This window comes from Conexibacter sp. SYSU D00693 (assembly GCF_017084525.1).
In the GTDB taxonomy this organism is placed as follows: domain Bacteria; phylum Actinomycetota; class Thermoleophilia; order Solirubrobacterales; family Solirubrobacteraceae; genus Baekduia.
In genome coordinates, this window is sequence record NZ_CP070950.1 from 2,133,495 (window position 1) to 2,156,466 (window position 22,972).

General features: G+C 74.7%; 23 protein-coding genes, 1 tRNA gene and 1 pseudogene. 9 read left to right on the top strand and 16 right to left on the bottom strand.

Annotation, left to right across the window (positions count from 1 at the left end; translation table 11 throughout):
* Positions 1-72: 72 nt before the first annotated feature.
* Positions 73-987 (bottom strand): oxidoreductase, encoded by a 915-nt coding sequence (locus tag JUB12_RS10590; protein WP_205699586.1) that lies wholly within the window; start codon positions 985-987, stop codon positions 73-75.
* A 75-nt stretch (positions 988-1,062) separates the two neighbouring features.
* Here JUB12_RS10590 and JUB12_RS10595 point away from each other — a divergent pair, with 75 nt between their 5' ends.
* Complete coding sequence (locus tag JUB12_RS10595; RefSeq protein ID WP_205699587.1) at positions 1,063-1,668, top strand: TetR/AcrR family transcriptional regulator; 606 nt, start codon at positions 1,063-1,065, stop codon at positions 1,666-1,668.
* Here JUB12_RS10595 and JUB12_RS10600 read toward each other — a convergent pair.
* Entirely contained in the window at positions 1,665-2,270 is a 606-nt protein-coding gene (locus JUB12_RS10600) for a M23 family metallopeptidase (RefSeq protein ID WP_205699588.1), read from the bottom strand. The two genes, JUB12_RS10595 and JUB12_RS10600, sit on opposite strands and share 4 nt — an antisense overlap.
* A gap of 86 nt (positions 2,271-2,356) precedes the next feature.
* Between JUB12_RS10600 and JUB12_RS10605 the strand changes: the two genes are divergently transcribed.
* The 3 genes from JUB12_RS10605 to JUB12_RS10615 all read left to right on the top strand — a co-directional run bounded on the left by JUB12_RS10605 (position 2,357) and on the right by JUB12_RS10615 (position 4,998).
* Positions 2,357-3,424, top strand: coding sequence for an LLM class flavin-dependent oxidoreductase (locus JUB12_RS10605; RefSeq protein WP_205699589.1), 1,068 nt, complete (start codon positions 2,357-2,359; stop codon positions 3,422-3,424).
* Positions 3,425-3,489: 65 nt separating this feature from the next.
* On the top strand, positions 3,490-3,831 hold the full coding sequence (locus JUB12_RS10610; protein WP_205699590.1) for a DUF6166 domain-containing protein: 342 nt from the start codon (positions 3,490-3,492) through the stop codon (positions 3,829-3,831).
* Positions 3,832-3,834: 3 nt separating this feature from the next.
* Positions 3,835-4,998: an acyltransferase gene (locus tag JUB12_RS10615; protein WP_205699591.1), complete on the top strand. Its 1,164-nt coding sequence runs from the start codon at positions 3,835-3,837 to the stop codon at positions 4,996-4,998.
* A gap of 3 nt (positions 4,999-5,001) precedes the next feature.
* Here the strand turns inward: JUB12_RS10615 and JUB12_RS10620 are convergent, their stop codons facing one another.
* The 4 genes and pseudogenes from JUB12_RS10620 to JUB12_RS10635 form a co-directional block, all read right to left on the bottom strand.
* Entirely contained in the window at positions 5,002-5,784 is a 783-nt protein-coding gene (locus tag JUB12_RS10620) for an NlpC/P60 family protein (protein ID WP_205699592.1), read from the bottom strand.
* Between the two features lie 64 nt (positions 5,785-5,848).
* On the bottom strand, positions 5,849-9,748 hold the full coding sequence (gene hrpA, locus JUB12_RS10625) for an ATP-dependent RNA helicase HrpA (protein ID WP_371822306.1): 3,900 nt from the start codon (positions 9,746-9,748) through the stop codon (positions 5,849-5,851).
* A 77-nt stretch (positions 9,749-9,825) separates the two neighbouring features.
* A pseudogene (locus JUB12_RS10630) lies at positions 9,826-10,776 on the bottom strand (fatty acid desaturase); the annotation flags it as partial.
* A gap of 26 nt (positions 10,777-10,802) precedes the next feature.
* On the bottom strand, positions 10,803-11,900 hold the full coding sequence (locus JUB12_RS10635; protein ID WP_205699593.1) for a ferredoxin reductase: 1,098 nt from the start codon (positions 11,898-11,900) through the stop codon (positions 10,803-10,805).
* A gap of 94 nt (positions 11,901-11,994) precedes the next feature.
* Here JUB12_RS10635 and JUB12_RS10640 point away from each other — a divergent pair, with 94 nt between their 5' ends.
* Positions 11,995-12,390 carry a Na-translocating system protein MpsC family protein gene (locus tag JUB12_RS10640; protein ID WP_205699594.1) on the top strand — a complete coding sequence of 132 codons (396 nt, stop codon included), beginning with the start codon at positions 11,995-11,997 and terminating at the stop codon, positions 12,388-12,390.
* Here the strand turns inward: JUB12_RS10640 and JUB12_RS10645 are convergent.
* Genes JUB12_RS10645 through JUB12_RS10655 form a run of 3 tightly spaced genes read right to left on the bottom strand, consistent with a single transcriptional unit; the run spans position 12,387 to position 14,563 of the window.
* Positions 12,387-13,235 (bottom strand): glycerophosphodiester phosphodiesterase, encoded by an 849-nt coding sequence (locus JUB12_RS10645; RefSeq protein ID WP_205699595.1) that lies wholly within the window; start codon positions 13,233-13,235, stop codon positions 12,387-12,389. The two genes, JUB12_RS10640 and JUB12_RS10645, sit on opposite strands and share 4 nt — an antisense overlap.
* Before the next feature lie 38 nt (positions 13,236-13,273).
* Positions 13,274-14,203: a crotonase/enoyl-CoA hydratase family protein gene (locus JUB12_RS10650; protein ID WP_205699596.1), complete on the bottom strand. Its 930-nt coding sequence runs from the start codon at positions 14,201-14,203 to the stop codon at positions 13,274-13,276.
* On the bottom strand, positions 14,204-14,563 hold the full coding sequence (locus JUB12_RS10655) for a PRC-barrel domain-containing protein (protein ID WP_205699597.1): 360 nt from the start codon (positions 14,561-14,563) through the stop codon (positions 14,204-14,206).
* Positions 14,564-14,722: 159 nt separating this feature from the next.
* Here JUB12_RS10655 and JUB12_RS10660 point away from each other — a divergent pair, with 159 nt between their 5' ends.
* A complete protein-coding gene (locus JUB12_RS10660) occupies positions 14,723-15,118 on the top strand; it encodes an FHA domain-containing protein (protein ID WP_205699598.1) in 396 nt (131 codons plus the stop codon).
* Between the two features lie 95 nt (positions 15,119-15,213).
* Here JUB12_RS10660 and JUB12_RS10665 read toward each other — a convergent pair whose 3' ends face one another.
* Positions 15,214-16,092 carry an RNA polymerase sigma factor RpoD/SigA gene (locus JUB12_RS10665; RefSeq protein WP_205699599.1) on the bottom strand — a complete coding sequence of 293 codons (879 nt, stop codon included), beginning with the start codon at positions 16,090-16,092 and terminating at the stop codon, positions 15,214-15,216.
* Between the two features lie 226 nt (positions 16,093-16,318).
* Between JUB12_RS10665 and JUB12_RS10670 the strand changes: the two genes are divergently transcribed.
* Entirely contained in the window at positions 16,319-16,966 is a 648-nt protein-coding gene (locus tag JUB12_RS10670) for a J domain-containing protein (protein WP_205699600.1), read from the top strand.
* Positions 16,967-17,031: 65 nt separating this feature from the next.
* Here the strand turns inward: JUB12_RS10670 and JUB12_RS10675 are convergent, their stop codons facing one another.
* Positions 17,032-17,301: a hypothetical protein gene (locus JUB12_RS10675; RefSeq protein ID WP_205699601.1), complete on the bottom strand. Its 270-nt coding sequence runs from the start codon at positions 17,299-17,301 to the stop codon at positions 17,032-17,034.
* Positions 17,302-17,464: 163 nt separating this feature from the next.
* On the opposite strand from JUB12_RS10675, the gene JUB12_RS10680 reads away from it, so the two are divergent.
* The gene (locus JUB12_RS10680) at positions 17,465-17,824 is read left to right on the top strand and encodes a hypothetical protein (protein ID WP_205699602.1); all 360 of its coding nucleotides are present in this window, start codon (positions 17,465-17,467) and stop codon (positions 17,822-17,824) included.
* Between the two features lie 167 nt (positions 17,825-17,991).
* On the opposite strand, the gene JUB12_RS10685 is transcribed toward JUB12_RS10680, so the two are convergent.
* From JUB12_RS10685 to JUB12_RS10695, 3 genes are all read right to left on the bottom strand, one after another.
* Positions 17,992-18,079: transfer RNA gene (locus JUB12_RS10685), tRNA-Ser, on the bottom strand.
* 37 nt (positions 18,080-18,116) lie between these two features.
* A complete protein-coding gene (locus JUB12_RS10690; RefSeq protein WP_205699603.1) occupies positions 18,117-19,337 on the bottom strand; it encodes an aminopeptidase in 1,221 nt (406 codons plus the stop codon).
* A 29-nt stretch (positions 19,338-19,366) separates the two neighbouring features.
* Positions 19,367-19,714, bottom strand: coding sequence for an STAS domain-containing protein (locus JUB12_RS10695; RefSeq protein ID WP_205699604.1), 348 nt, complete (start codon positions 19,712-19,714; stop codon positions 19,367-19,369).
* Between the two features lie 71 nt (positions 19,715-19,785).
* Here JUB12_RS10695 and JUB12_RS10700 point away from each other — a divergent pair, with 71 nt between their 5' ends.
* Positions 19,786-21,783 (top strand): aminodeoxychorismate synthase component I, encoded by a 1,998-nt coding sequence (locus tag JUB12_RS10700; protein ID WP_205699605.1) that lies wholly within the window; start codon positions 19,786-19,788, stop codon positions 21,781-21,783.
* On the opposite strand, the gene JUB12_RS10705 is transcribed toward JUB12_RS10700, so the two are convergent.
* The gene (locus JUB12_RS10705) at positions 21,770-22,399 is read right to left on the bottom strand and encodes a TetR/AcrR family transcriptional regulator (RefSeq protein ID WP_205699606.1); all 630 of its coding nucleotides are present in this window, start codon (positions 22,397-22,399) and stop codon (positions 21,770-21,772) included. The genes JUB12_RS10700 and JUB12_RS10705 overlap by 14 nt on opposite strands.
* Before the next feature lie 23 nt (positions 22,400-22,422).
* A complete protein-coding gene (locus JUB12_RS10710; protein WP_205699607.1) occupies positions 22,423-22,971 on the bottom strand; it encodes a DoxX family protein in 549 nt (182 codons plus the stop codon).
* Position 22,972 lies beyond the last annotated feature (1 nt).

Here is a 22,972-nt window from a genome sequence, read left to right on the forward strand (position 1 = left end):
GGCCGGCCACGACGGGCCGACCGGGACCTTCTCCGACCGCACGGCACCCTGCCGTGGTGAGGGCGGCGGCGGTCAGGCGCGGGCGGGCTCGCCGGCGGCCAGGCCGAACGTGACGCCCGTCAGGGCCTCGCTGCGCTCCCACAGGGCCTGCGCCATGACGCGGTCCTGTGCGGCGGCGGAGCGGCCGACGAGCTTCGGGTGGCCGCGCGACTGCTGGAATCCGTCGGGCCCGACGAAGCTGTCGCCCGGGACGTCCGCGACGAGGCCGTAGAGCGTCGGCCACGCGCCGGCCTCGGCGCTCTGGGCCATGACGCGGTTGAGCAGTCCCATCACCAGGTCCGCGCCGAAGCGCTCGGTGTGGAACTGGAGGTTGGTCGCCGCGTAGCCCGGGTGGGCGGCGATCGCGCGGACCGGCGAGCCGGCCCCGTCCAGGCGGCGCTGGAGCTCGGAGACGAAGAGGAGGTTCGCGAGCTTCGACTGGCCGTAGGCCGACCACGTCCTGAACGACCTGCGCTCCCAGTTGAGGTCGTCCAGGTCGATCGCGCCCTGGCGGTGGGCCATCGAGGACACGACCACGACGCGGTCGGTGACGTGCTCGAGCAGCAGGTTCACCAGGGCGAAGTGGCCGAGGTGGTTCGTGCCGAACTGCAGTTCGAAGCCGTCGGCGGTGCGCCGCAGCGGCGTCGCCATCACGCCGGCGTTGGCGACGAGGCCGGCGATGGGGGCGTCCCCCCAGGCGTCGGCGAACGCCCGGACCGAGGCGAGGTCGGCGAGGTCGAGGTGGCGCGCCTGGGCACCGTCGGGCAGCTCTGCCGCGAGCGCGGCGCCGCGCTCGAGGTCCCGGACGGCGAGGACGACCTGGGCGCCGGCGCCCGCGAGCGCGCGGGCGGTCTCGAGGCCGAGGCCGTTGGTGGCGCCGGTGACGACGTACGTGCGGCCGTCGAGCGCCGGGAGGTCGGCCGCGGTCCACTTCTGGGAGGAGGGCATGCGCCGCAATGTAGTCACTGCCGACTTTGTTGTCAACGTCTACATCGGCCGCCGATCGCGGTACGCTGCTGCGCGATGGCCGCGACGGCGCCACGCAGCTACCACCACGGCAACCTCCGCGCCGAGCTGCTCGCCCACGCGGAGGAGGCGCTGCGCGCCGGCGGCCTCGCCGACCTGTCGCTGCGCGAGCTCGCCCGCCGCGCCGGCGTGAGCCACGCCGCCCCGCGCCGCCACTTCGCCGACAAGCAGGCGCTGTTCGACGCGCTCGCCCAGGAGGGCTTCGAGCGCCTGGGCCGCGAGATGGAGGACGCCGACCCGGGCGGCCAGGCGCCGTGGCGCGACCGGCTCGCCGCGTTCGCCCGGGCCTACGTCACCTTCGCGACGCGCGATGCCGCGCTGCTCGACCTCATGTTCGCCGGCAAGCACCGGCCCGACGTCCCGCCGGGTGTGCGCGAGGCGGCCGACCGGGCCTTCGGCCGGCCGCTCGAGCTCATCGCCGCGGGCCAGGCCGCCGGCGCGGTGGAGGCCGGCGATCCCAGGGAGGTCTCGCTGTTCGCCTTCGCCGCGCTCCAGGGCCTCGCCGCGCTGAGCACGAGCGACATGCTCTCCGGCGCGGGGTTCACGGTCGACGACGTGCTGGACGGCGTCGTCGACCGGCTCGTGCGCGCGCTCGCCCCCTAGGCGGTGCCGCGGCCCGGCGCGCGGGCGGCGCGGCGCAGCAGCGGCCGCGGGTCCAGCGGCTCGCCCTGCGGCGAGCGGCCGCGGCGCACCTCGAGGTGGAGGTGGTCGCCCCAGCAGCTGCCGATGCACCCGACGCGCCCGACGCGCTCGCCCGCGCGCAGCCGCTCACCGGTCCGCACGCTCGCCGGCCGCTGGAGGTGGAGGTACACGAGCGTGCGGTGGCGCCGGCGGTCGTAGAGGGCCACGAAGTTCCCGCGGCCGTCGCCGCTGCCGGTCTCGAGGACGACGCTGTCGGTCAGCGCGACGAGCGGCGTGCCGGCGGGCGCGAAGACGTCCTGGCCCTCGTGCACGTGCGACCCGCGGTGGTCACCGAACGCCCCGGCGCCCGCGCGGTCGACGCGCGCGGTGCCGCGGACGGGGAAGCGCACACGGGCCGCGAGGCGGCGCTCGTGCGCGGCGCGCCGGGCGGCGCGGGTCCGGCGCTGCGCGCGCAGGACGGGAGCGACGTCGCCCAGCGGCGGGAGCTCGGCGACGTCGCGCGTGACCGGCGCGACGACCGGCTCCGGGGTCAGCGGTGGTGGCACCTCGCTGAAGAAGGGCACAGGGAGGTACCCCTGCAGGCGTCCCCGGGTTACACCGACGTGCGACAGGTGCAGGCCTTTCGTGCGCGCGGCACACTGGCCGGACCATGGAGCTCGGCATCTACACCTTCGGCGAGCTGACCGCCGACCCGGCGACGGGACGCAGGGACACGCCGCAGCAGCGGATGGCCGACCTGCTCGAGGAGATCGAGCTGGCCGACGAGGTCGGGCTCGACGTCTTCGGCGTGGGCGAGCACCATCGCCCGGACTTCATGGTCTCTGCGCCCGCCGTCGTCCTGGCCGCGGCGGCGCGCACGACGAAGCGCATCCGGCTGACCAGCGCGGTGTCCGTCCTGAGCTCCGACGACCCGGTGCGCGTCTTCCAGCAGTTCGCCACCCTCGACCTCCTCTCGGGCGGGCGCGCGGAGGTCATGGCGGGCCGCGGCTCGTTCATCGAGTCCTTCCCGCTGTTCGGCTACGACCTCGACGACTACGACGAGCTCTTCGCCGAGAAGCTGGGCCTGCTGCTCGCGCTGCGCGAGCAGGAGGTCGTCACCTGGTCGGGCCGGCACCGCCCGCCGATCGACGGCCGCGCCGTCTACCCGCGACCGGCGCAGGACCCGCTGCCCGTCTGGGTCGCCGTCGGCGGCACTCCGCAGTCCGTCGTGCGCGCCGGGATGCTCGGCCTGCCCCTGGCCATCGCGATCATCGGCGGGATGCCCGAGCGCTTCGCGCCGCTCGCCGACCTCCACCGCCGCGCGCTGGCCGAGGGCGGCCACGACCCCCAGCCGCTGAGCATCAACTCCCACGGCTTCATCGCCCGCACCAAGCGCGAGGCCGCCGACATCGCCTTCCCCACGCACAAGGTCGTCATGGACCAGATCGGCCGCGAGCGCGGCTGGCCGCCCATGCGCCGCCAGGACTTCGACGCCGGCACGACGCTGCGCGGCGCCAACGTCGTCGGCAGCCCCGAGGAGGTCGCCGAGAAGGTCCTCTTCCAGCACGAGCTCTTCGGCCACGACCGCTTCCTGCTCCAGCTCAGCGTCGGCACGCTCCCCCACGACGCGGTCATGCGGGCCATCGAGCTCCTGGGCACCGAGGTCGCGCCCATCGTGCGCGACGAGGTGGCCCGGCGCACCGCCTCCTCGGTTGCGCCCGCGGGCAGCGGGGAATGAGCATCCTCATGGACGGCTCAGGTGCGACATACCTCGCGTTGAGGAACGTCGTGTGGGGTGCAGGCATGCCCGCCGCGACGACCACGCGCCGCCGCTCCGAGCTCCCCGTCCGCTACGTCGGCTGCCAGGGTGGGGACGGGCCGCGCGTCTGGGTGCAGGACGACCGGCTGCGCCGCCCGCTGCACACCGACACGACGCCCGCCTGGGGCCGGCGCGGTCCGGCGACCGCGGCGCTGGCGCGAGCGATCCTGCTCGACGCGACGGACAACCCGGCGCTGGTCGAGGCGCGCTGCCGGCCGTTCGTGCACGAGGTGCTCGCGACGCTGCCGCCCGACGGGTTCTCGCTCACCCGCGACGAGGTGCTTGCCTGGGTCGAGGCCCACGCGGCGGCGCCGGCCGCCGCGTAGTCCGTGGCAGCAGGTGGGACCGCCACCGCGCCTCAGGGCGCGGGGCACCGTCTGGACGCCCTGGACGGCCTGCGCGGCCTCACCGCGCTGGGGATCGTCGTCCTGCACGTCTGGATGTACGTCTACGGCGACCTGGGCAAGCCCGACAAGACGTTCACCGACGTCCTCATCGGCGAGCTGCGCATCGGCGTGCCGGTGTTCTTCGCGCTCTCGGGCTTCTTCGTGCACCGCGCGTTCGTGGCGGCCTCGCTCGACGGCCGGCCGCGGCCGCACCTCGGCCACTACGCGCTGCGCCGCGCCGCCCGGATCCTCCCGGCGTACTGGGTCGCGGTCCTCGGCGCGTTCCTGCTGCTGTCCCACCTCGCGCACCCGATGGGCGTCACCGCCGGCGAGCTGCCGGTCTTCCTCCTGCTCGCGCAGGAGTGGTTCCCCGAGACCGCCAAGCAGCTCGACCCGCCGATGTGGACGCTCGGCGTGGAGCTCACCTTCTACGCGCTGCTGCCGCTCGTCGCGCTCGTGACGCTGCGCCTGGCGCGTCGCGGCCAGGCGCTCGTGTGCGGCGGGGTGGTGGCCGCCGGCGTCGGCTTCGTCGCCTGGAACGCCCTGGCGCCCTGGAACCCGGTGCTCGACGACAAGCTGCCGGTCCACCTCGCCGAGTTCGGCGCGGGCATGCTCGTCGCGACGCTGACCCACGGCCGGCAGGCCTCGCGGCGCACCGGCCGCCTGCTGCTGGGCGGCGGCCTCGCGCTCGTCGCGCTCAACGCCTGGTGGCACGGCTACGCCGTGGGCCCGCAGACGCTGCGCGACGTCCTCGCCGACCAGCCGGCCGTGCTGGGCATCGCCATGGTCATCGCCTCCTACGCCCTCGTCGCCCGCCGGGCTCGGCTGCTGGCCGGCGCGCCCGCGCGCTGGGCGGGCAAGCTCTCCTACGGCACGTACCTCGCGCACTACCTCGTGATCTTCTGGCTGCGCACGACGGACCGCTGGCCGGAGACGCTGGGCGGCGCGCTGGTCGCCGTCTTCGCGATCACCCTGCCGCTGGCGCTGCTCTCGTGGGTGGTCGTCGAGCAGCCCGCGATCCGCTGGGCCGCGGCGCGCACGACGCGCGGGCGCCGCACGGCGAGCCGGACGCACCCGCGCACGCAGGCGCGGCCCGCGACCGCCTGACGGCTACAGCCCGACGGGGTGGCGGGTGGAGAACCCGCGGCGCTTGCCGATCACCGGCCGCCAGCGCACGCCCTTGCGCCCCGACGGGTCGCCGACCGGGCTGGTGTCCAGCCGCAGCCCCGCGATCTCCATGTAGACGTGGCCCTTGTTGGCGTAGACGCTGACCCAGCGCCCGGTGCCACCGGAGCCCCAGCGGGCCAGGGAGCCCGAGACGCGCGGCGCGTTGAGCAGGCCCGTGCGGATGAGCGCGTAGCTCACGGCGCCCGAGCAGTCGTAGCCGCGGTCGACGATCGACGCGTGGCCGCCGCCCCACTTGTAGGGCTTGCCGACGATCTGGTTGGCCGCGGCGATCATCTGGCGCACGCGCTTGGGCGCCCCGCGCGGCACCGCCGCCTTGCCGTCCTTGCGCATCCGCGCCACCTTGCCGGCGACGGTCCTGCCCGTCACGAGCTTGGGCAGGAGCGACTCGACGGGGTCGGTGAGGAGCCCGCCGCCGGCGTCCTGCTCGGTGCCCTGGCCGTCGTCGACCTCCGGCAGCGGGAAGACGCCGTCGTCGGTGCCGCCCGCCTGGTCGCCGGTGTCGTCCCAGACCTGGCCGCCCTGGTCGTCCTCGTCGGACCAGTCGTCCTCGTCCTCGTCGCTCCAGTCGCCGTCGTCGTAGGCGCCGCCCGTCGGGGCGTCGGCCTCGTGCCAGGGGCGGTGGTGGGCGCTCGCGGGCGCCGCGCAGGCGACGACCGCCAGCAGCGCGGCGACCAGCAGGGGCAGGACGGGGGTGCGACGGGCCATCGGCCCCCGGGATCGGCACCTCGGCGCAGGACCTGAGCAAGATCCCGCCCAGCTGGACGCTCGCTCAGGAAGCGGGTCCGGCGGCGGTCAGGGCCTCACGCGCCGCCTCGTCCAGCGCCTTGCGGATGCGCTTGGCCGACACCTGCTTGCGCGCGCCCAGGCCCTGGGCGAAGTGGCTCATCCGCAGCTCCTCGAGCATCCACGGGACCTCGCGCAGCGCCTCGGGCAGCGGGCGCCCCGCGGGCCACGCCGCACGCCGGGCGGCGAGGAGCGCCTCGAGCTCCTGCACCGCGCGCAGCCGGTCGAGGTCGACGGCGAGCGCGTCGGGGACGCGCTCGAGCCGCCGGGCGGCGCCGCGGACGTAGCGCAGGACGTCGGGCAGGCGCCGGACGCCGACCCCGGCCAGGAAGCCGGGGTGCACGAGCCGGCCGAGCTGGCGGCTGACGTCCTCGCGCACCGGGGCGAACTGCGGGCCGCGCAGCGCCTCGAGCCCGCGCCGGACCTCGCGCACCGCGTCGAGCACCTCCACCGCCTGGTCGACGACCTGGGCGGTGGCCGGCACGAGGTGCCCGGCGACGTGGTCGCGCAGGCGCCCGAAGGACGCCGCGTCCCAGGCCGGCCCGCCGGCCTGGGCCACGAGCGCGTCGACCGCCGCGACCGTGGCGTCCTGCAGCACCGCCGCGAGGCTGCCGTGCGGCGCGGTCGCCAGCGTGAGCTGCGCGGCGGGGCTCAGCCGGTCGCGGACCGCCTTGGCCGGCGAGGGCGACGTGAGCAGCAGCAGCCGGCGCGTGCCCGCGGCCATCGCGGCGGCCTGCTGCTCGGGCGTGTCCAGGACCCGGACGCCGACGGTCTCGCCCTCGTCGACCAGCGCCGGGAACGCCGCCACCGCGCCGCCGCTGCCCGGCAGCTCGACGCGCCGGGGCAGCTCGCCCACGCCGTCCCACGTCCGCAGTCCGTGGCGCTCGAGGTCCGGCGTGGCGGCGGTCAGCTGCTCCTGCAGCAGCGGCCGCGCCGCGGCGCGCAGCGCATCGAGGTCACGGCCCTCGGCGACGACCCGCCCCTGCTCGTCCTCGACGCGGAAGGCGAGGCGCAGGTGGTCGGGCACGCGCTCGAGGTCCCAGTCGGCGTAGGCGATGCGCACGCCCCGAAGCGCCGCCACCTCGCGGGCGACCGCCTCGAGCAGCGGCTCCCTGCCCGGCCGCAGCCGTGCGACCACGGCCTTCGCCGTCTCGGGCACCGGCACGAGCGGCTTGCGCAGCTCCTTGGGCAGGCCGCGCAGCAGCGCCGTGACGAGCTCCTCGCGCAGGGCCGGGACCTGCCAGGTGAACGCGTCGGCGTCGAGCGCGGCCAGCGCCGTGAGGGGGACGTGGACGGTGACGCCGTCGTCGGGCGCGCCCGGCTCGAACCGGTACGAGAGCGCCATCTCCAGCTCGCCGTCTCGCCAGACGACCGGGCGCTCGTCGGGGTCGTCGAGCGACCCCGCCGCCGCCTCGTCGACCAGCAGCTCGCGCGGCAGCGTCAGGAGGTCGGGGTCGTCCTTGCGGGCGTCGCGCCACCAGCGGTCGAAGGACCGTGCGTCGACCACCTCGGCCGGCACCCGCGCGTCGAAGAAGGCCAGGAGCGTCTCGTCGGAGGCCAGCAGCCCCCGCCGGCGGCTGCGGTGCTCGAGCTCCTCGACCTCCTCGAGGCGCCGGCCGTTCTCGGCGAAGAAGCGCTGGCGCGTGTCCCAGTCGCGCTCGACGAGCGCCTTGCGGAGGAACAGCTCGCGGGCGCCGGCCGGGTCCAGCCGGGCCAGGCCGACGCGCCGCCCGGCCACGACCGGCAGGCCGTAGAGCGTCACGCGCTCGGTGACGACGGCGCTGCCGCGCCGGCGCTCCCAGCGCGGCTCCTCGTGCGTGCGCCGGACCAGGTGCTCGGCCAGCGGCTCGATCCACGCCGGCTCGATGCGGGCGACCGTCCGTCCCCACAGCCGCGAGGTCTCGACGAGCTCGGCGGCCATCACCCACGACGGCGGCTTCTTGGCGAGCGCGCTCGCCGGGAAGACGGCGAACCGCGCGCCGCGGGCACCGAGGTACTCGCCCTTCCTGCGGGCGTCCCGGACGCCCACGTGGGACAGCAGCCCGGCCAGCAGCGCCTGGTGGACCGCCGCCGGCTCGGCCGGCTGCTGGTTGAAGCGCACGCCGACGTCCTTGGCGGCCGAGCGCAGCTGGCCGGCGAGGTCCTGCCACTCGCGGATGCGCAGGACGTGCAGGAACTCGCTCTTGCACTCGCGCCGGAAGGCGCTGCCCGACAGCACCCGCTGGCGCTCGCGCAGGTGGTTCCACAGGTTCAGCAGCGCCAGGAAGTCCGACGTCTCGTCGGCGAAGCGCGCGTGGCGCTCGTCGGCGGCCTGCCGCTTGTCGGCCGGGCGCTCGCGCGGGTCCTGGATGGAGAGCGCCGCCGCGATGACGACGACCTCCGTCGCACAGTGGCGCCGGTCGGCCTCGAGGACCATCCGTCCCAGCCGCGGGTCGACCGGCAGCCGGGCCAGCTTGCGCCCGAGCTTCGTCAGGCGCTTGCGCGGGTCCTCCTGCTGTGGGTCCAGCGCGCCGAGCTCGTGCAGGAGCGCGAGGCCGTCGCGGACCTGACGGCGGTCGGGCGGGTCGAGGAAGGGGAAGTCCTCGACGTCGCCCAGGCCGAGCGCCGCCATCTGGAGGATCACCGCGGCGAGGCTCGTGCGCTGGACCTCGGGGTCGGTGAACGCCGGGCGCGCCTCGAAGTCCTCCTCGGCGTAGAGCCGGATGCAGATGCCCTCGGCGACACGGCCGCAGCGGCCCTTGCGCTGGTTGGCCGACGCCTGCGAGATGCGCTCGATCGGCAGCCGCCGGACCTTGAGCCGGGCGCTGTAGCGGCTGATGCGTGCGGTGCCCGGGTCGACGACGTACCGGATGCCGGGGACCGTCAGCGACGTCTCGGCGACGTTCGTGGCCAGGACGACGCGCGGCTTGCCGCCCGGCTTGAAGACGCGCTGCTGCTCCTCGGCCGACAGCCGCGCGAAGAGCGGCAGGACCTCGACGCCGTCGCCGAGCCGGCCGCGCAGCCCCTCCGCGGTGTCGCGGATCTCGCGCTCGCCGCTGAGGAAGACGAGGACGTCGCCACGGCCCTCGCCGAAGAGCTCCTCGACCGCGTCGCCGATCGCCTCGGCCTGGTCGCGCTCGCCGGCCTCCGGGTCGTCGGGGTCCACCACCGGGCGGTAGCGGACCTCGACCGGGTACGTGCGCCCCGACACCTCCACGACCGGCGCGCCGTCGAAATGCGCGCTGAAGCGGTCGGTCTCGATCGTCGCGCTGGTGATGACGACCTTGAGGTCGGGCCGGCGCGGCAGGATCCGCTTGAGGCAGCCGAGCAGGAAGTCGATGTTCAGCGACCGCTCGTGGGCCTCGTCGACGACGACCGTGCTGTAGCGGCGCAGCAGCGGATCGCGCGCGATCTCCGCCAGCAGCAGGCCGTCGGTCATGAGCCGCACCTGCGTCTCGGCGCTCGAGCGGTCGCTGAAGCGCACCGCGTAGCCGACCTCGCGACCGAGCTGCACCCCGAGCTCCTCGGCGATGCGCTGGGCGACGGTCCGCGCCGCCAGCCGCCGCGGCTGGGTGTGGGCGATCATCCCGGCCTCGCCGCGGCCGAGCTCGAGCAGCATCTTGGGCAGCTGCGTCGTCTTGCCCGACCCGGTCTCGCCCGCGACGATCACGACCTGGTGGTCGCGCAGGACCTCCAGGAGCTCGTCCCGCCGGGCCGAGACCGGCAGCTGCGGCGGGTACGTGATCCGCACCCACCGCAGGGTAGGCGCCGCTACGCGGCTGCGGCGTGCGCCGGCTGCACCGGCCGGTCGCGCTCCTCGGGCCGGCTGCGGTACGGGCCGGGCTTGGGCCGCGGCTTGCCGCCCGGGAAGGCGAGGCGCAGGATCGTGCGCTGGACCATCCCCCACTGCTGGAGGAACGGCCCGGTGTTGTAGGGCAGGTCGTACTTCTCGCAGATCGCCTTGACCTTCGGCGCGATCTCCGCGTAGCGCGTGCTCGGCATGTCCGGGAAGAGGTGGTGCTCGACCTGGTAGCCGAGGTTCCCGCTGGCGACGTGGAACAGCGGCGAGCCCTCGATGTTCGCGGCGCCCGTGAGCTGGCGGATGTAGAAGGCGCCCTTGGTCTCGTCCTCGGTCTCCTCCTGCGTGTACACGTAGGTCTGGTCCGGGAAGTGGCCGCAGAAGATGATCCAGTTCGACCAGAAGTTCCGGATCAGGTTGGCGGTGAAGTTCGCCGTCAGGGTCTTCTTCCAGTGGCGACCCGAGAGCGCCGGGAACGCGATGTAGTCCTTGACGATCTGGCGCCGCGCCTTGGTCCAGATGCCCTTGAGCTCGCGCTTGAGCGCCTTGGGGTCCTTCTCGCCCTTGCGGACCGCCTCGATGTCGAGGTCGTGCACCGCCACGCCCCACTCGAAGAACGCCATGAGCAGCACGTTGTAGAAGGGCTGCAGCAGGTAGACCGGGTGCCACGGCTGGTGCGGGTCGATCCGCATGATCTCGTAGCCGAGGTCCTTGTCCTTGCCGAGGATGTTCGTGTACGTGTGGTGCACGTAGTTGTGGGAGTGCTTCCACGCCTCGGCGGTCGACGCCGTGTCCCAGTCCCACGTCGACGAGTGGATCTGCGGGTCGTTCATCCAGTCCCACTGACCATGCAGGACGTTGTGGCCGATCTCCATGTTCTCGAGGATCTTGGCCGCCCCGAGCCCCGCGGTGCCGGCGACCCACGCGGGCTTGTACTTCGAGAAGAACAGGAGCACCCGCGAGGCGACGAGCATCCGGCGGTGCAGCTCGATCATCGACTGGATGTAGCGGCGGTCGCGGTCGCCGAGGCTGTCGAACACCTCGTCGTGGATCGCGTCGAACTCCTTGCCGATCGCCTCGACCTCCTCCGGGCTGAGGCGGGACAGCGGGCTCTCGATCATCGGGGTGACGGGCATGGGGCCTTCGCTCTCGTGTCGGTGGGTCAGAGGTCGAGGACGACGTCGCCCTCGGGGGCGTGGATGCAGGTGCGGACCATCTCGCCGTCGGAGCCGCGGACCTCGCCGGAGCGCAGGTCGCGGACCTTGCCGCTGCACAGCCGCCCCACGCAGGTGTGGCAGATGCCCATGCGACAGCCGTAGGGCAGCTCGGCGCCGGCCTCCTCGCCGGCGACCAGGATCGGCGTGCCGCCGTCGCACTCGGTCTCGATGTCGCTCTTGAGCAGCTTGACGGTGCCGCCCGCGCCGTCGCCGGCGTCACCGCCGATGACGGGCTGGAAGCGCTCGAGGTGGAGCTTGTCGCGGTCGCCGTGGGCCTCCCAGTGCTCGCACATCGCGTCGAGCAGCTCGGCCGGCCCGCAGAGGAAGGTCTCGCGCTCGCGCCAGTCCTCGCACAGGCGGTCGAGGTCGGCCGGGCCCATCCGGCCGTCGCGGCCGGTGAGCTGGAGGTGCAGGCGGTAGCCGTCGTGGCGGTCGTCCAGCGCGCGCAGCTGGTCGCCGAAGACGACGTCGCCCTCCTCGCGCGCGGAGTGCAGGTGCACCACGTCGTGGATCGCGTCCTGCCGGCCCAGGCAGCGCAGCATCGACATGATCGGCGTGATGCCGCTGCCGGCGCTGATGAACAGCGCCTTGCGCGGTGGCGGGTCGGGCAGCGTGAACTGCCCCTCGACGCCGCCGAGGCGGACGATCGTCCCGGGCGTCGCCTCGCGCACGAGGTACGGCGTGACGGCGCCCTCCTCGACGAGCTTGGGCGTGATGGAGATGTTGCCGTCGGGCTGGCCGGGGTCGCTGGTCAGCGAGTACGCCCGCCAGTGGTGCACGCCGTCGACCACGAACCCGACGCGCAGGTACTGGCCGGGCTCGTGGCCCTCCCACTCCCAGCCGGGCTTGATGTGGATCGTGACGGCGTTGCCGGCCTCCCGGTCGATGCGCTCGATGCGCCCGCGCAGCTCCTGCGTCGACCACAGGGGGTTGACGAGCTCGAGGTAGTCGTCGGGCAGCAGCGGGGTGAAGAACGCCCGCAGGGCACGCAGCAGCTTGAGCCGCCACGCCGGGACAGAGGGACGCGCACCACGTTCGGCCAAGAGAGTCAGAACCTACCCGCGAACGTGACATCGATGCGTGTCACATGTTCAGCCGCGTACGTGGGCGGCTTCGCGCTGGGCATAGGATCCCCTCATGGTCGAGCACCAGAGGAGCGCCGCCGAGGACCTGCTCGGCGGCGACGTCGAGCGTGGCTCCATGCGCGCGAAGCTCGCCAACGCGATGGTCGGGCTCAAGGCCAAGTACTACGGGCGCGGCCCGGAGGCGGCCAAGGCCTACATCGACGACGAGCACGTCTTCGTCGTCCTCGAGGGCGGGCTGACGCGCAACGAGGAGACGCTGCTGAGCGCCGGCAAGCAGGACCTGGTGCGCAACTACCGCCTGGCCTTCCAGGAGTCCATGACCGAGACGACCTGCGGCGCCGTGCAGGAGATCACCGGCCGCAAGGTCATGGGCTACCACTCGCAGATCGTCTTCGACCCGCCGCGCAGCCTCGAGTGGTTCGTGCTCGAGGCGCCGCCCGGCGACTAGCCCGCCAGCGCGGCCTGCGCCATCGGCGGGTCGTCGGTGATGACCGCGTCGACCCCCGCCCGGGCCGCGGCCTTCACGGTCGCGGCGGTGTCCAGCGTGTACGGGGCGACCCGCTTGCCGAAGAGGTGGGCGAGGTGGATCGTCGCCTGGTCGACCGGCCACTGCGGGGAGATCCACTCGTAGCCGCGCAGGAGGGCGAGCAGCGGCCCGGTGCCGTTGAGCGCCCCGAGCGTCAGGAAGGCCGTCGGGTAGCCGGGAGCGAGCAGCTCGACGACGTCGAGGCTCGGCGGCCAGAAGGACTGCACGACGACCTGGTGGCGGGGCAGCCCGCTGCGCTTGAGGGCGTCGGCGACGCGGAACGCCAGGCCCATCAGCGGGTCGAAGTCCTCCTCCGTCGGGACGTTCTTGATCTCGACGGAGAGCCTGGCGCCCGCCTGGCGGGCCAGGGCGAAGACCTGCTCCAGGCGCGGCAGCGCCACCGCGGTGCCCGCGACGACCCCGCCGCCGGAGCCGCTGCCGGGGCTGCCCAGCACGTCGGACGGGCAGGCGGCCAGCTGCGCGGTCGTGCGGGCGCGGACGGGGCCGGAGCACGCCGTCGTGCGGTCGAGCGTCGGGTCGTGGATGACGACCATCCCGTCCTTGGTCCGCGTGACGTCGAGCTCGATCGTCCAGCCGTTGGCCGCCGCGTGGGCGAAGGCCGGGAGCGTGTTCTCCGGGTAGGTCGGCGTCCCGTTGAGCACCGACCCTCCGCGGTGGGCCTGGATGGCGGGCGCGGCGGACGCCACAGGCGCCAGCACCCCCAGCAGCACGCCCACCACGACGACGACCTTCGCGACCCCCCGCATGGGGCGACGTTATCGCGAGGTGAACGCCGTGTGATGCGCTACGCGCCGCCCGGCGTGCGCGGCGGGTTGGGCCGCAGCCCGTGGTCGCCGAAGGGCTCGTCGCGGGCACGGACCGCGGTGCGCCAGCCCTCCGTCGCCGCCTGCCGCGCGAAGGCGTGGCCCTCCTCGGTGTGGCGGGTGATGCCGTCGAGCAGGACGCCGAGCGCCTGCGTCGCGTCGAGGCCCGCGCCCGTGAGCGTCTGGCGCAGCAGGAGCTTCATCATCACGAGCTGGTTGCGCGGCATCCGCGCGATGCGCTGGACGAGGTCCTCGGCGCGCTCGTCGAGCTCGTCGGCCGGGGCGGACTCGACGGCCAGCCCCCACTCGACGGCCTGGCGGCCGGTGAGGCTGTCGCCGGTGAACAGCAGGCGCGCGGCGCGCTGCACCCCGATGCGCGACGCCCACAGTGCCGTGGTCGGCGAGCCCCAGACGCGCGCCGGCGGGTAGCCGATCTTCAGGTCGTCGCTGACGATGAGCAGGTCGCTGCAGAGGGCGAGGTCCGTGCCACCGGCCACGCAGAAGCCGTGGGCCTTGCACACGACGGGCTTGTCGGCCCGCGCCAAGCTCATGAAGGCGTCGGCGTTGCGCCGCATCATCTGGAGGTCGACCGTCGGGTCCCACGTGCGGCGCGGGTCGTGGTTGGCGGCGATCGCGACGGGGTCGGTCGGCGCCAGGCGGTCGCGCGGGTCGTCGTCCGGGGCGCCCAGGTCCTGGGCCCACAGCCCGAGGTCGTAGCCCCCGCAGAAGCCGGGGCCCTCGCCGCTGAGGAGCATCACGTGGACAGCCGGGTCGAGATCGGCCTGCTCGACGCACGCCCGGAGCTCGCGCGGCAGGGCCGCGTCGATCGCGTTGCCCCGCTCGGGCCGGCTCAGCGTGATGCGCGCCACGCGGCCGTCGACCGCGTAGCGCAGGGAGGTGAGCCCGTCCATCTAGTAGCGCCCCGAGACCCAGTCCCAGGCGCGGCGCAGCTTGTCCGAGAGCGTGTCGTCGCCGAAGTCCGTGCCGTCGCCCTCGACGACGGCCGGGCTCTCGGTGGGCTCGGGGAGGCGTTGGGCGGCGGCCCGGTCCAGCGCGAGGACGACGGCGTCCTCGCGGATGTCGTCCACGTCCGGGGCGTCGACGAAGCGGTGGCCACCGGCCAGACCGCCCGTGTCGATGATGATCCCGTCGAAGATCGCGGTCATGTCGTCGCTCAGGACGTGGGCGACGACGCCGATGCGGTGGCCGTCGCTCGTGAGCACCGGGGTGCCGTCCTCGAGCGTCAGGTGTGACTGCGGGGCGCCCTCCATGGGCCGGACCCTACCTCCGTCCACGCGCTGAGCGAGGTTTCCGTCTCCCTCGCCGGGGGGAGAGTGGGGTTTCCGCGCCCCGACTGCCCCGCCTTGACGGGCTCTTTAGGGAAGGAGGGTTCACTGCGGTCCCCCAACCCCCACCTTGGAGGTCCCAAGATGGCGCTCGCCCAGGACACCCCGACCGGCAGCGAGACGATCAAGATGCCTCGCGTGGACCCGCGGACGATGCGGCGTTCTGCGCAGGTGCCCTCCCTGGAGGCGGGTGCCCACCTGGCGATCCAGGAGGACGGCGGGACGGTGGTCGTGCCGATCGCCGAGGGCACGACGAAGGTCGGCCGCGGCTTCTCCGCCGACATCCGCCTCGAGGACCCCACGGTCTCGCGGCGCCACGCCATCCTCCTGCGCGAGGGTGCCGTGACCGAGCTGCTCGACGACCGCAGCGCCAACGGCGTCTCGGTCAACGGCGAGCGCGTGCAGCGCGCCAAGCTCCGTGACGGCGACGTCATCGTCATGGGCCGTCTGACCATGCGCTACGTGGAGGTCCCGGCCTAGCCGCCGGCCGGCCCCACCCGCAGACGCCGACGGCCGCCCGATGGGCGGCCGTCGTCACGTCTGGGGCTGGGGTTGCGGCGCTTGGACGCCGACGCCTAGGCGGCGTCGCGCAGCGCCTCGACGTCGGGCATCTGCCCGAGGCGGCGCAGGGCGGAGCGCTCGAGCTCCTCGACCTTCGCGGGGCTCATGCGCAGGTCGCGGGCGACCTGGGTGCGCGTGCGCTGCTCCTGCTCCATGCCGAAGCGCAGCTCGACGACCTCGCGCTCCTGCTCGGGGAGCCGGTCCAGCGCGACGCCGATGCGCTCGGCGAGCCAGGTCGTCTCGACCTCCTCGTCGGGGCTCGGCCCGTCGTCGCTCTGCAGCTCGCCGAGGGTGGCGGCGTCGCCGTCGTCACCGACGCGGGCGTCGAGGCTCGGCGGGGTGTAGTCCAGCGCGAGGAGCGCCTCGACCTCGTCCACCGGCAGGCCGGCGCGCTCGGCGACCTCGGCGGGCTCGGGGTCGCGCTCCAGCGCGACGGCGAGCTCGGCGCGGACGCGCCCGACGCGGCGGACCTTGCCCGACACGTTCGCCGGGAGGCGGATCAGGCGGCCGGAGTTGTCCAGGCCGCGCTGGATCGCCTGGCGGATCCACAGCGTCGCGTAGGTCGAGAAGCGGTAGCCCTTGCGCCAGTCGAACTTCTCCGCCGCACGGATGAGCCCGAGCATGCCCTCCTGAACGAGGTCAGGCAGGGACAGGCCGTGGCCCTGGTAGCGACGGGCGATCGACACGACGAGGCGCACGTTGGACGCGACGAGGCGCTCCTTGGCGACCAGGTCGCCGCGCTCGATGCGCTGGGCGAGGTCGATCTCCTCCTCCGGGCGCAGCAGCGGGAAGGCGCTGGCGCGGCGGAGCAGCTGGTCCAGGGCGTCCGAGACGACGCTCGGCTCCTCATAGCGGTGGGACTGGGGGGACTGGGTGGTCGTGATGGCCTCCATCAGGGGTACTCCGACTTCTACGGTGGGGATTGTAGCAGAGTTCATTGCTCGCGCAACAGTCGAACTCACAAAGGATCTCCCGCCGATCCTCGTCGCTCGCTGGTCGTGGGGCGTGACCTGCTCGTGACTGTGCCGAGCGGACTGTCAGGTCCTCGTACGCACGCGACTACCCAGGGAACGCACCGGACCGCGCAGCGTTGCGCCCGTTGGTGCCAGCATGCGGACGATGGTCCGCCGTGGAGAGCCGTCCGGGGAGCCCCACGAGGTCCTCGGCGTGTCCCGCGACGCGACCGAGGACGAGATCGCGCGCGCCTACCGCGAGCTGGCCAAGCAGCTGCACCCGGACCGGGCGGGCGCGGAGTCCGCGCCGCAGATGGCGGAGGTCAACGCCGCCTACGACCTGCTGCGCGAGGCGCTGGTCAGCGCGCAGACCGAGCGCCTGGGGGGCCGCGCCCCGCACCCGGCCCGCCCCGCCCCTCCCCCGCCGCCCGGCCACTGGCTGGCACCGGAGGTCCGCCGGCGCCTCGGTCCCGAGCTGCTGGGCGCCATGGACGTGGACGAGGAGGTCCTGCTCACCGCCGACGCCGCGACGTGGGACTCGCACGAGGTCCGGCTCGTCGTGACCGACCGCCGCCTGCTGTGGCTGCGCGACGACGCGATCACCGACCGCGTGCGCTACCAGCGCTTCTCGCGCACGACGGCGGTCGAGGCGCGGCCGCGCGGGCGCCTGCGGCGCACGGGCGAGCTGCGCGTGACGACCGACACGGGCCGCCGCCTGGGCTTCGGCGAGCTCGCGCCGGGGACGGCCGAGCGGCTGCTCGCGGCGGTGCAGCCGCGGGTCGCGGGGCGCCCGGTGCCCGGCCCCGGCCGCTAGGCGAGCGGGAGCCGCCGGCCCGAGCGTCGTGCTCCAGGCCGGCGGTCTCCCCCGCGGCGGTCTTCTCAGGCCGCCTCGGCCTGGCGCTCGCCGTCCTGCGGGATGGCGAGCACGATGTGGCGGCGCGAGACCGCCAGGACGTCGTGGTGGGTTCCGGAGCCCTCGTGGCCGATGAGCTCGACGGTCGCGTCGGTGATCGCGACGAAGTCACGCTCCGTCGCGTTGAGGATGTCGGACACGCGGCTGCGGTAGCCGTCGCGAGCGAGGGTCAGCGACCCCATGATCCGGTGGCGCTCGGTCTCGAGGTAGACCCGCTCGGTGCGCTGGTCGATCACCCGGCAGGCATCGGCACCCGCTCCTGGGCGCTTGACCGGCAGAAGTCGGTGTCTGGACGGCGGCGCGGCGGCGCGCGGTGGACCGGAAGGCGTGGCGATGGCATGAAGACGCTCGCGCCGGGCACCCGGAGGCCGTCCAGCACCACCAAGGAGGACTCTCCCCATGGCAACGACGCCAACCACTGACCGCCCGGCAACGGGTGGCGCCACCGACCTCGGCCGCGGCTCCAGCGGCACGGGTCGCCGGCAGACGACGGAGACCAAGGCCGCCTTCATGACGACCGAGTTCTTCTCGTACCTGCTGACCTTCGCCCTGCTGCTCATCGCCGGCAACGCCGTCGAGGGCAACGAGGGCGGCAGCGACTACTTCGCCGCCGACAAGGTGTGGCTCTACATCACGATCCTGACCGTGGGCTACATGGTCAGCCGTGGCCTGGCGAAGTCGGGCAGCCGCGAGCCGTACTACCGCGGCGGCACGAACGAGATGGACGACCGCCCCAGCGGCGGCCGCTTCAGCCGCTAGACCGCGCTGTGCCGGGAGGCCGCACCACGCGGCCTCCCGGCTCGTGCGGCGTCACGACGCCGTGCGGACCTGATGTCCGGCGGGACGGCATGCGGTCTCCTCGGGCGGGTGGCTCGAACGCCGACGGCCCGCGCCGATCAGGTCACGGGCCGTCGTGCTGCATGAGGCGGAGAGGGAGGGATTCGAACCCTCGGTACGCGGTAAGCGCACACACGATTTCCAGTCGTGCCCGTTCAACCACTCCGGCACCTCTCCGCGGCGCCGCGAAGCGTAGCGGCACTGCGAGGCGGAGCTACACCTGCCAGGCCCCGTCCACGAGCACCGGCGCGGACGAGCCATCGGCCTGGAGCCCGTCCACCCGCACCTCCGGGCTCCCGATCATGAAGTCGACGTGGATCTGGGACTGGTTGATCCGGTCGACGTCCTCGCCCTCGACGCACATGGCGTAGGCCTGGCCGATGGCGATGTGGCTCGCGGCGTTCTCGTCGAGCAGCGTGTCGAAGAAGACGGTGTCCAGCGCCCCGATGCGGCCCTCGCCGTCGACCAGGGCGACCTCGCCCAGGCGCGACGCACCCTCGTCGCGGGCGGCGTAGCCGCGCAGGACCTCGGCGTTCTCGTCGGCGTCGATGCGGGTGATGCGGCCCTCGGCGAACTCGACCTCGAGGCCCTTGATGATCGAGCCGCCGACGACGAGCGGCTTCGTGGCGCGCACGACGCCGTCGACCCGGGCCGGGTCGGGGGCGCTGAAGACCTCCTCGGAGGGGAGGTTCGGCCGGTGCACGACGCCGTCGACGGTCTCGAAGCGCGCGGCGAGGAAGTTCGAGGTCGGCAGGAGGCCGACGGTGAGGTCGGTCCCCGGCCCGGTGAAGCGCAGGGCGTCGAACCGGCGCTGGGAGAGCTTCGAGGCGGCGGTCACGAGCGTCTCGCCGCGGGCCTCCCAGGCGGCGATCGGGTCGTCCTCGTCCAGACGGCAGACGTGCAGGACCTCCTGCCAGAGCTTGGCCAGCGCCTCCTCCGGCTCGAGGTCGGGGTGCACGAGCTGCGCCCAGCCGGCGGTCGGGCACGGGATGGCCGTCCAGTTCGAGGTCCGCTCGTTGACGACCTGGCCGACCTCCTTGAGCGCGGGCAGCTGGTCGCGACCCGCGCGCGCCGGGTCGAGGTCGTCGAGCAGGCCGGGGAACGACGGCCCGGTGAGGGCGATGCGCGAGCAGCGCTGGCGGCCGAGCTCGAGGACCCGCTCACCGTACCAGGAGGGCACGAAGTCCAGGGTGTCCTCGTCGGCGTGCTCGATGCGGGCGCGCTTGACGTGGAGGTCGAAGTACGAGACGTCGACGAACCTCGCGCCGGCCCGGTAGGCGCTCGCGGCGATCGCCCGCGTCAGCGGTTCCTTGCCGAGCTCGGAGCCGATGCTCACGATCTGCCCACGCTGGACGTTGGCGGCGAAGCCGACGGTGAGGTCGGCGAAGCGCTCGAGGTCGGACTGGGCGACGACGCCGTCGCTGGCTGCGCTCATCGGCCCGACCCTAGCGTCGGGCGCGCGGGTCAGCCCGCGGGCGGGGCGTCGAGGACGTCGAGGGCCTGGTCGACGCCCGAGACCTCGAGGACGCGCCAGACGCTGCCGTCGCCGCCGGGGACGCAGACGACGCTGAACCGTCCGGGCCCGTCCTCGGCCTGGTTGTGGGCGTGGACGAGCGCGCGGACGCCGCTCGAGTCCAGGAAGTCGAGCTCGCGCAGGTCGAGCACCACGTGCTTGCCCGCCTCGAGGAGGGGCAGGAGCGTGCCTTCGAGCTCGGGTGCCACGGCGAGGTCGAGCTCGCCGACGACGTGCACGACGGTGGCGTCACCCTGCTCGGCGACGTCGATCGCGAACGGCTGCGGAGGGCCTCCCATCCCGACCTACCCTACGGACCCGGCGGACGGCGCGACCACCCTCGCGGTCTTCGACGCGCCATGCTCTGGGCGTGCGGGCCGTGCGCGAGCTGCTGCCGGGGGGCCTCGAGCCCCACGTGGCTGCGGCGTGGCTGCGCGACGACGCCCACCCCGTCGCCCTCGCCGGGGCGTGGGCGGGCGGCGGCGCGGTGCTGGCCGGCAACCCGGTGCGGGTCGCGGACGCCGCCGTCGACGACCCGTTCGCCCTGCTCGACGAGGCCTTCGCGGTCGACGACGTCCCGGACGAGGGGGTCTTCGGCGGCTGGTTCGGGATGCTCGGCTTCGGGCTGGGCCGGCGGCTCGAGCCCGTCCCGCCCCCGCCCCCGCGCCCCGCGCAGCTCCCGCCCTTCGCCCTGGCCTTCTACGACCACGTCGTGCGCCGCGACGCCGAGGGCCGCTGGTGGTTCGAGGCCCTGTGGACGCCCGAGCGCGCGGCGGCGCTCGACGCCGCGCGGGACCGCTGGCGCGACCGGCTCACCGGCGCACGGTGCCAGGCACCTTGCATGCGCGCGCATGGGGCGCACGCCCCGGTGACCCTGGCGCTCGTCGCTCCGGGCGCGGAGGGCCACCGGGCGGCGGTTGCCGCCGGGCGCGAGCGGATCGCCGCCGGCGAGGTCTTCCAGGCCAACCTGTGCCTGCGTCTCGAGGCGGAGTTCGAGGGCGATCCGCTCGCGCTGTGGTGCCGGGGCGTCGAGCGGCTCGCGCCCGCCTACGCGGCGTACGTCGGCGGGCCGTGGGGCGCCGTCGCGAGCCTGTCCCCCGAGCTCTTCCTGCGCCGCCGCGGCCGGGAGGTCGTCAGCGAGCCCATCAAGGGGACGGCGCCGGACGCGCCGGGCGCGCGGGAGGCGCTGGCCGCGTCGGCCAAGGACCGCGCGGAGAACGTGATGATCGCCGACCTCGTGCGCAACGACCTCGGGCGCGTCTGCGCATACGGGAGCGTCGAGGCCACCGCGCTGGCCGAGCCACGGCCCGCCTCGGGGGTCTGGCACCTCGTCTCGAGGGTCCGCGGCACGCTGCGCGACGGTGTGGGCGACGGCGAGCTGGTCCGGGCCGCCTTCCCGCCCGGCTCGGTGACCGGCGCGCCCAAGGTGCAGGCGCTGCGGGTGATCCACGAGCTCGAGGCGACCGGCCGCGAGGCCTACTGCGGCGCGCTGGGCTTCGCCTCGCCGGTCGCCGGCCTCGAGCTCAACGTCGCGATCCGGACCTTCGAGGCGGCCGGCGGCCGGCTGTGGCTCGGCGCGGGCGGCGGCGTCGTGTGGGACAGCGAGCCCGAGGGCGAGCTGCGCGAGGCCCTCGACAAGGCCCGCCCCCTGGTCCGGGCGGTCGGGCTCGAGCTCGACGAGCCCCGGACCCCGGCCGCCGTCCTGCCCGCGCTGCCGTGGGCGCTGGCCGAGGGGCGCGACCGGCCCGATCCCGATGAGGGGCTGCTCGAGACCGTCCTCGTGCGCGACGGCGCGCCCGTCGCGCTGGCCGTGCACCTCGCCCGCCTGACGGCGAGCGCCGCGGCGGTCGGCCTGCCCGTGCCCGCGGGCGACCTCCCCGCCCGCTGCGCGGCCGCGGCCTCCGGGACCCCCGACGGCGGCCGCCTGCGCCTGGTCCACACCACGGCCGGCACGACCGTCGACCCCGGCCCGCCGGCGCCCCAGCCCGCGCGGGTCCTCGAGCTGCGCCCGTGGGTCCTGCCCGGCGGCCTGGGCGCGCACAAGTGGGCCGACCGCCGCCTGCTCGACGCCCTCGCCGCCGACGGCACGACACCGCTGCTGGTCGACCTCGACGGCCAGGTCCTCGAGGCCGCGCACGCGGCGGTCCTCGTCCGCCGGGGCGACGAGCTCGTCGCGCCGCCGCTGGACGGCCGGCGCCTGCCCTCCGTCTCTCGCGCGCGCCTGCTCGCCGCCCACGACGGCCCGGTGACGATCGCCCCTCTCACGCTCGACGACCTGACGGCCGCCGACGCGGTCGTCCTGACCTCGGCCCTGCGCGGCGCGCACCCGGCGCGCCTGGCCGACCGCCCCGCGCTCAGTCCCGCTTGAGCGAGCGCATGAGCACCTCGACGAAGCGCGTGTAGCGCTCGGCGGGGAAGTGCTCGGGCTCGAGGATGAGCATCCGCGCGGCCTGCTCGGCGAGGGCCACCAGGGCGTGCGAGGCGAGCTCGGGCTCGAGGTCGGACGGGCCGCCGCGGGCCTCGAGCCCCCAGCCCACGAGGTCCTCGACCTGGCGGCGGATGAGCTCGCGACCGTGCTCGACGCGCTCGCGCACCGCGTCCGGGGTGCCGTCGACCGGCAGCAGGATGAGCCGCCAGGCCGCGGGCCGCGCCTGGACGGCGGCGAAGAACGCGCTGGCGGCGGCGACGAGGACCTCGTCCGGGTTGCGGCCCTCCTCGGGCGCCGAGAACGGGATCGCCTCGGTGAGGGCCGCGAGCGCCGTCTCCTCCTCGCGGTCGAAGAGCGCGCGCAGCAGCCCGCCGAGGTTGCCGAAGAGGTCGTAGACGACCGGCTTGGTGACGCCGGCCGTGCGGGCGATGGCCTCCATCGACACGCCGCCGTAGCCGGACTCGCCGATGATCTCCAGCGTGGCGTCGAGCAGCTGCTCGCGGCGCTCCTCGGGCGGGAGGCGCGGGGCATAGCGTCGCCGGGGCGTGGCGGCCATCGCCGCCCAGCATAAGGACGGACCTAGGCGGACTGCTCGGCCGGCCGGCCCTCGCGCTGGAAGCGCTCCTCGTCGGCGACCGGCGCCGGGTCGGCCGAGACGTCGGGCTGGGCGTCGGCGGGCTGCGGGGCCACCGTGAACGGGGGCTGCGTGGCCAGGAACGAGCCCGCGGCGCCCGCGGCGAGCTGCGCGATGGCGGCGGCCGGGCCGTCCTCGGCCTCGACCGCCGCGAAGAGCGCGGCGATGAGGACGACGTTGTACTCCCAGCCGCCCTCCGTGTTCCACGGGCCCTTGCTGCCGTGGACCTTGCGGATCGCGGTGACCATGGTGCCCGTCAGGGCGCTCGCGGCGACGGGGCGCAGGACGCCCGCGGCGAGCAGCGCGCCGCCCGCGGCCTCGGCCGTCCCGGCGGCGAGCGCGTGGCGCTTCCCGGGCGCGAGGCCCATGGACTCGAAGGCCTGCCCGGTCGCGTCGGGCCCGTGCCCGCCGAACCAGCCGAAGAGCTTCTGGGTGCCGTGGCCGACGAAGAGGCCGCCGACGACGGCGCGGAGGATGGAGGTCCCGAGCTGCATG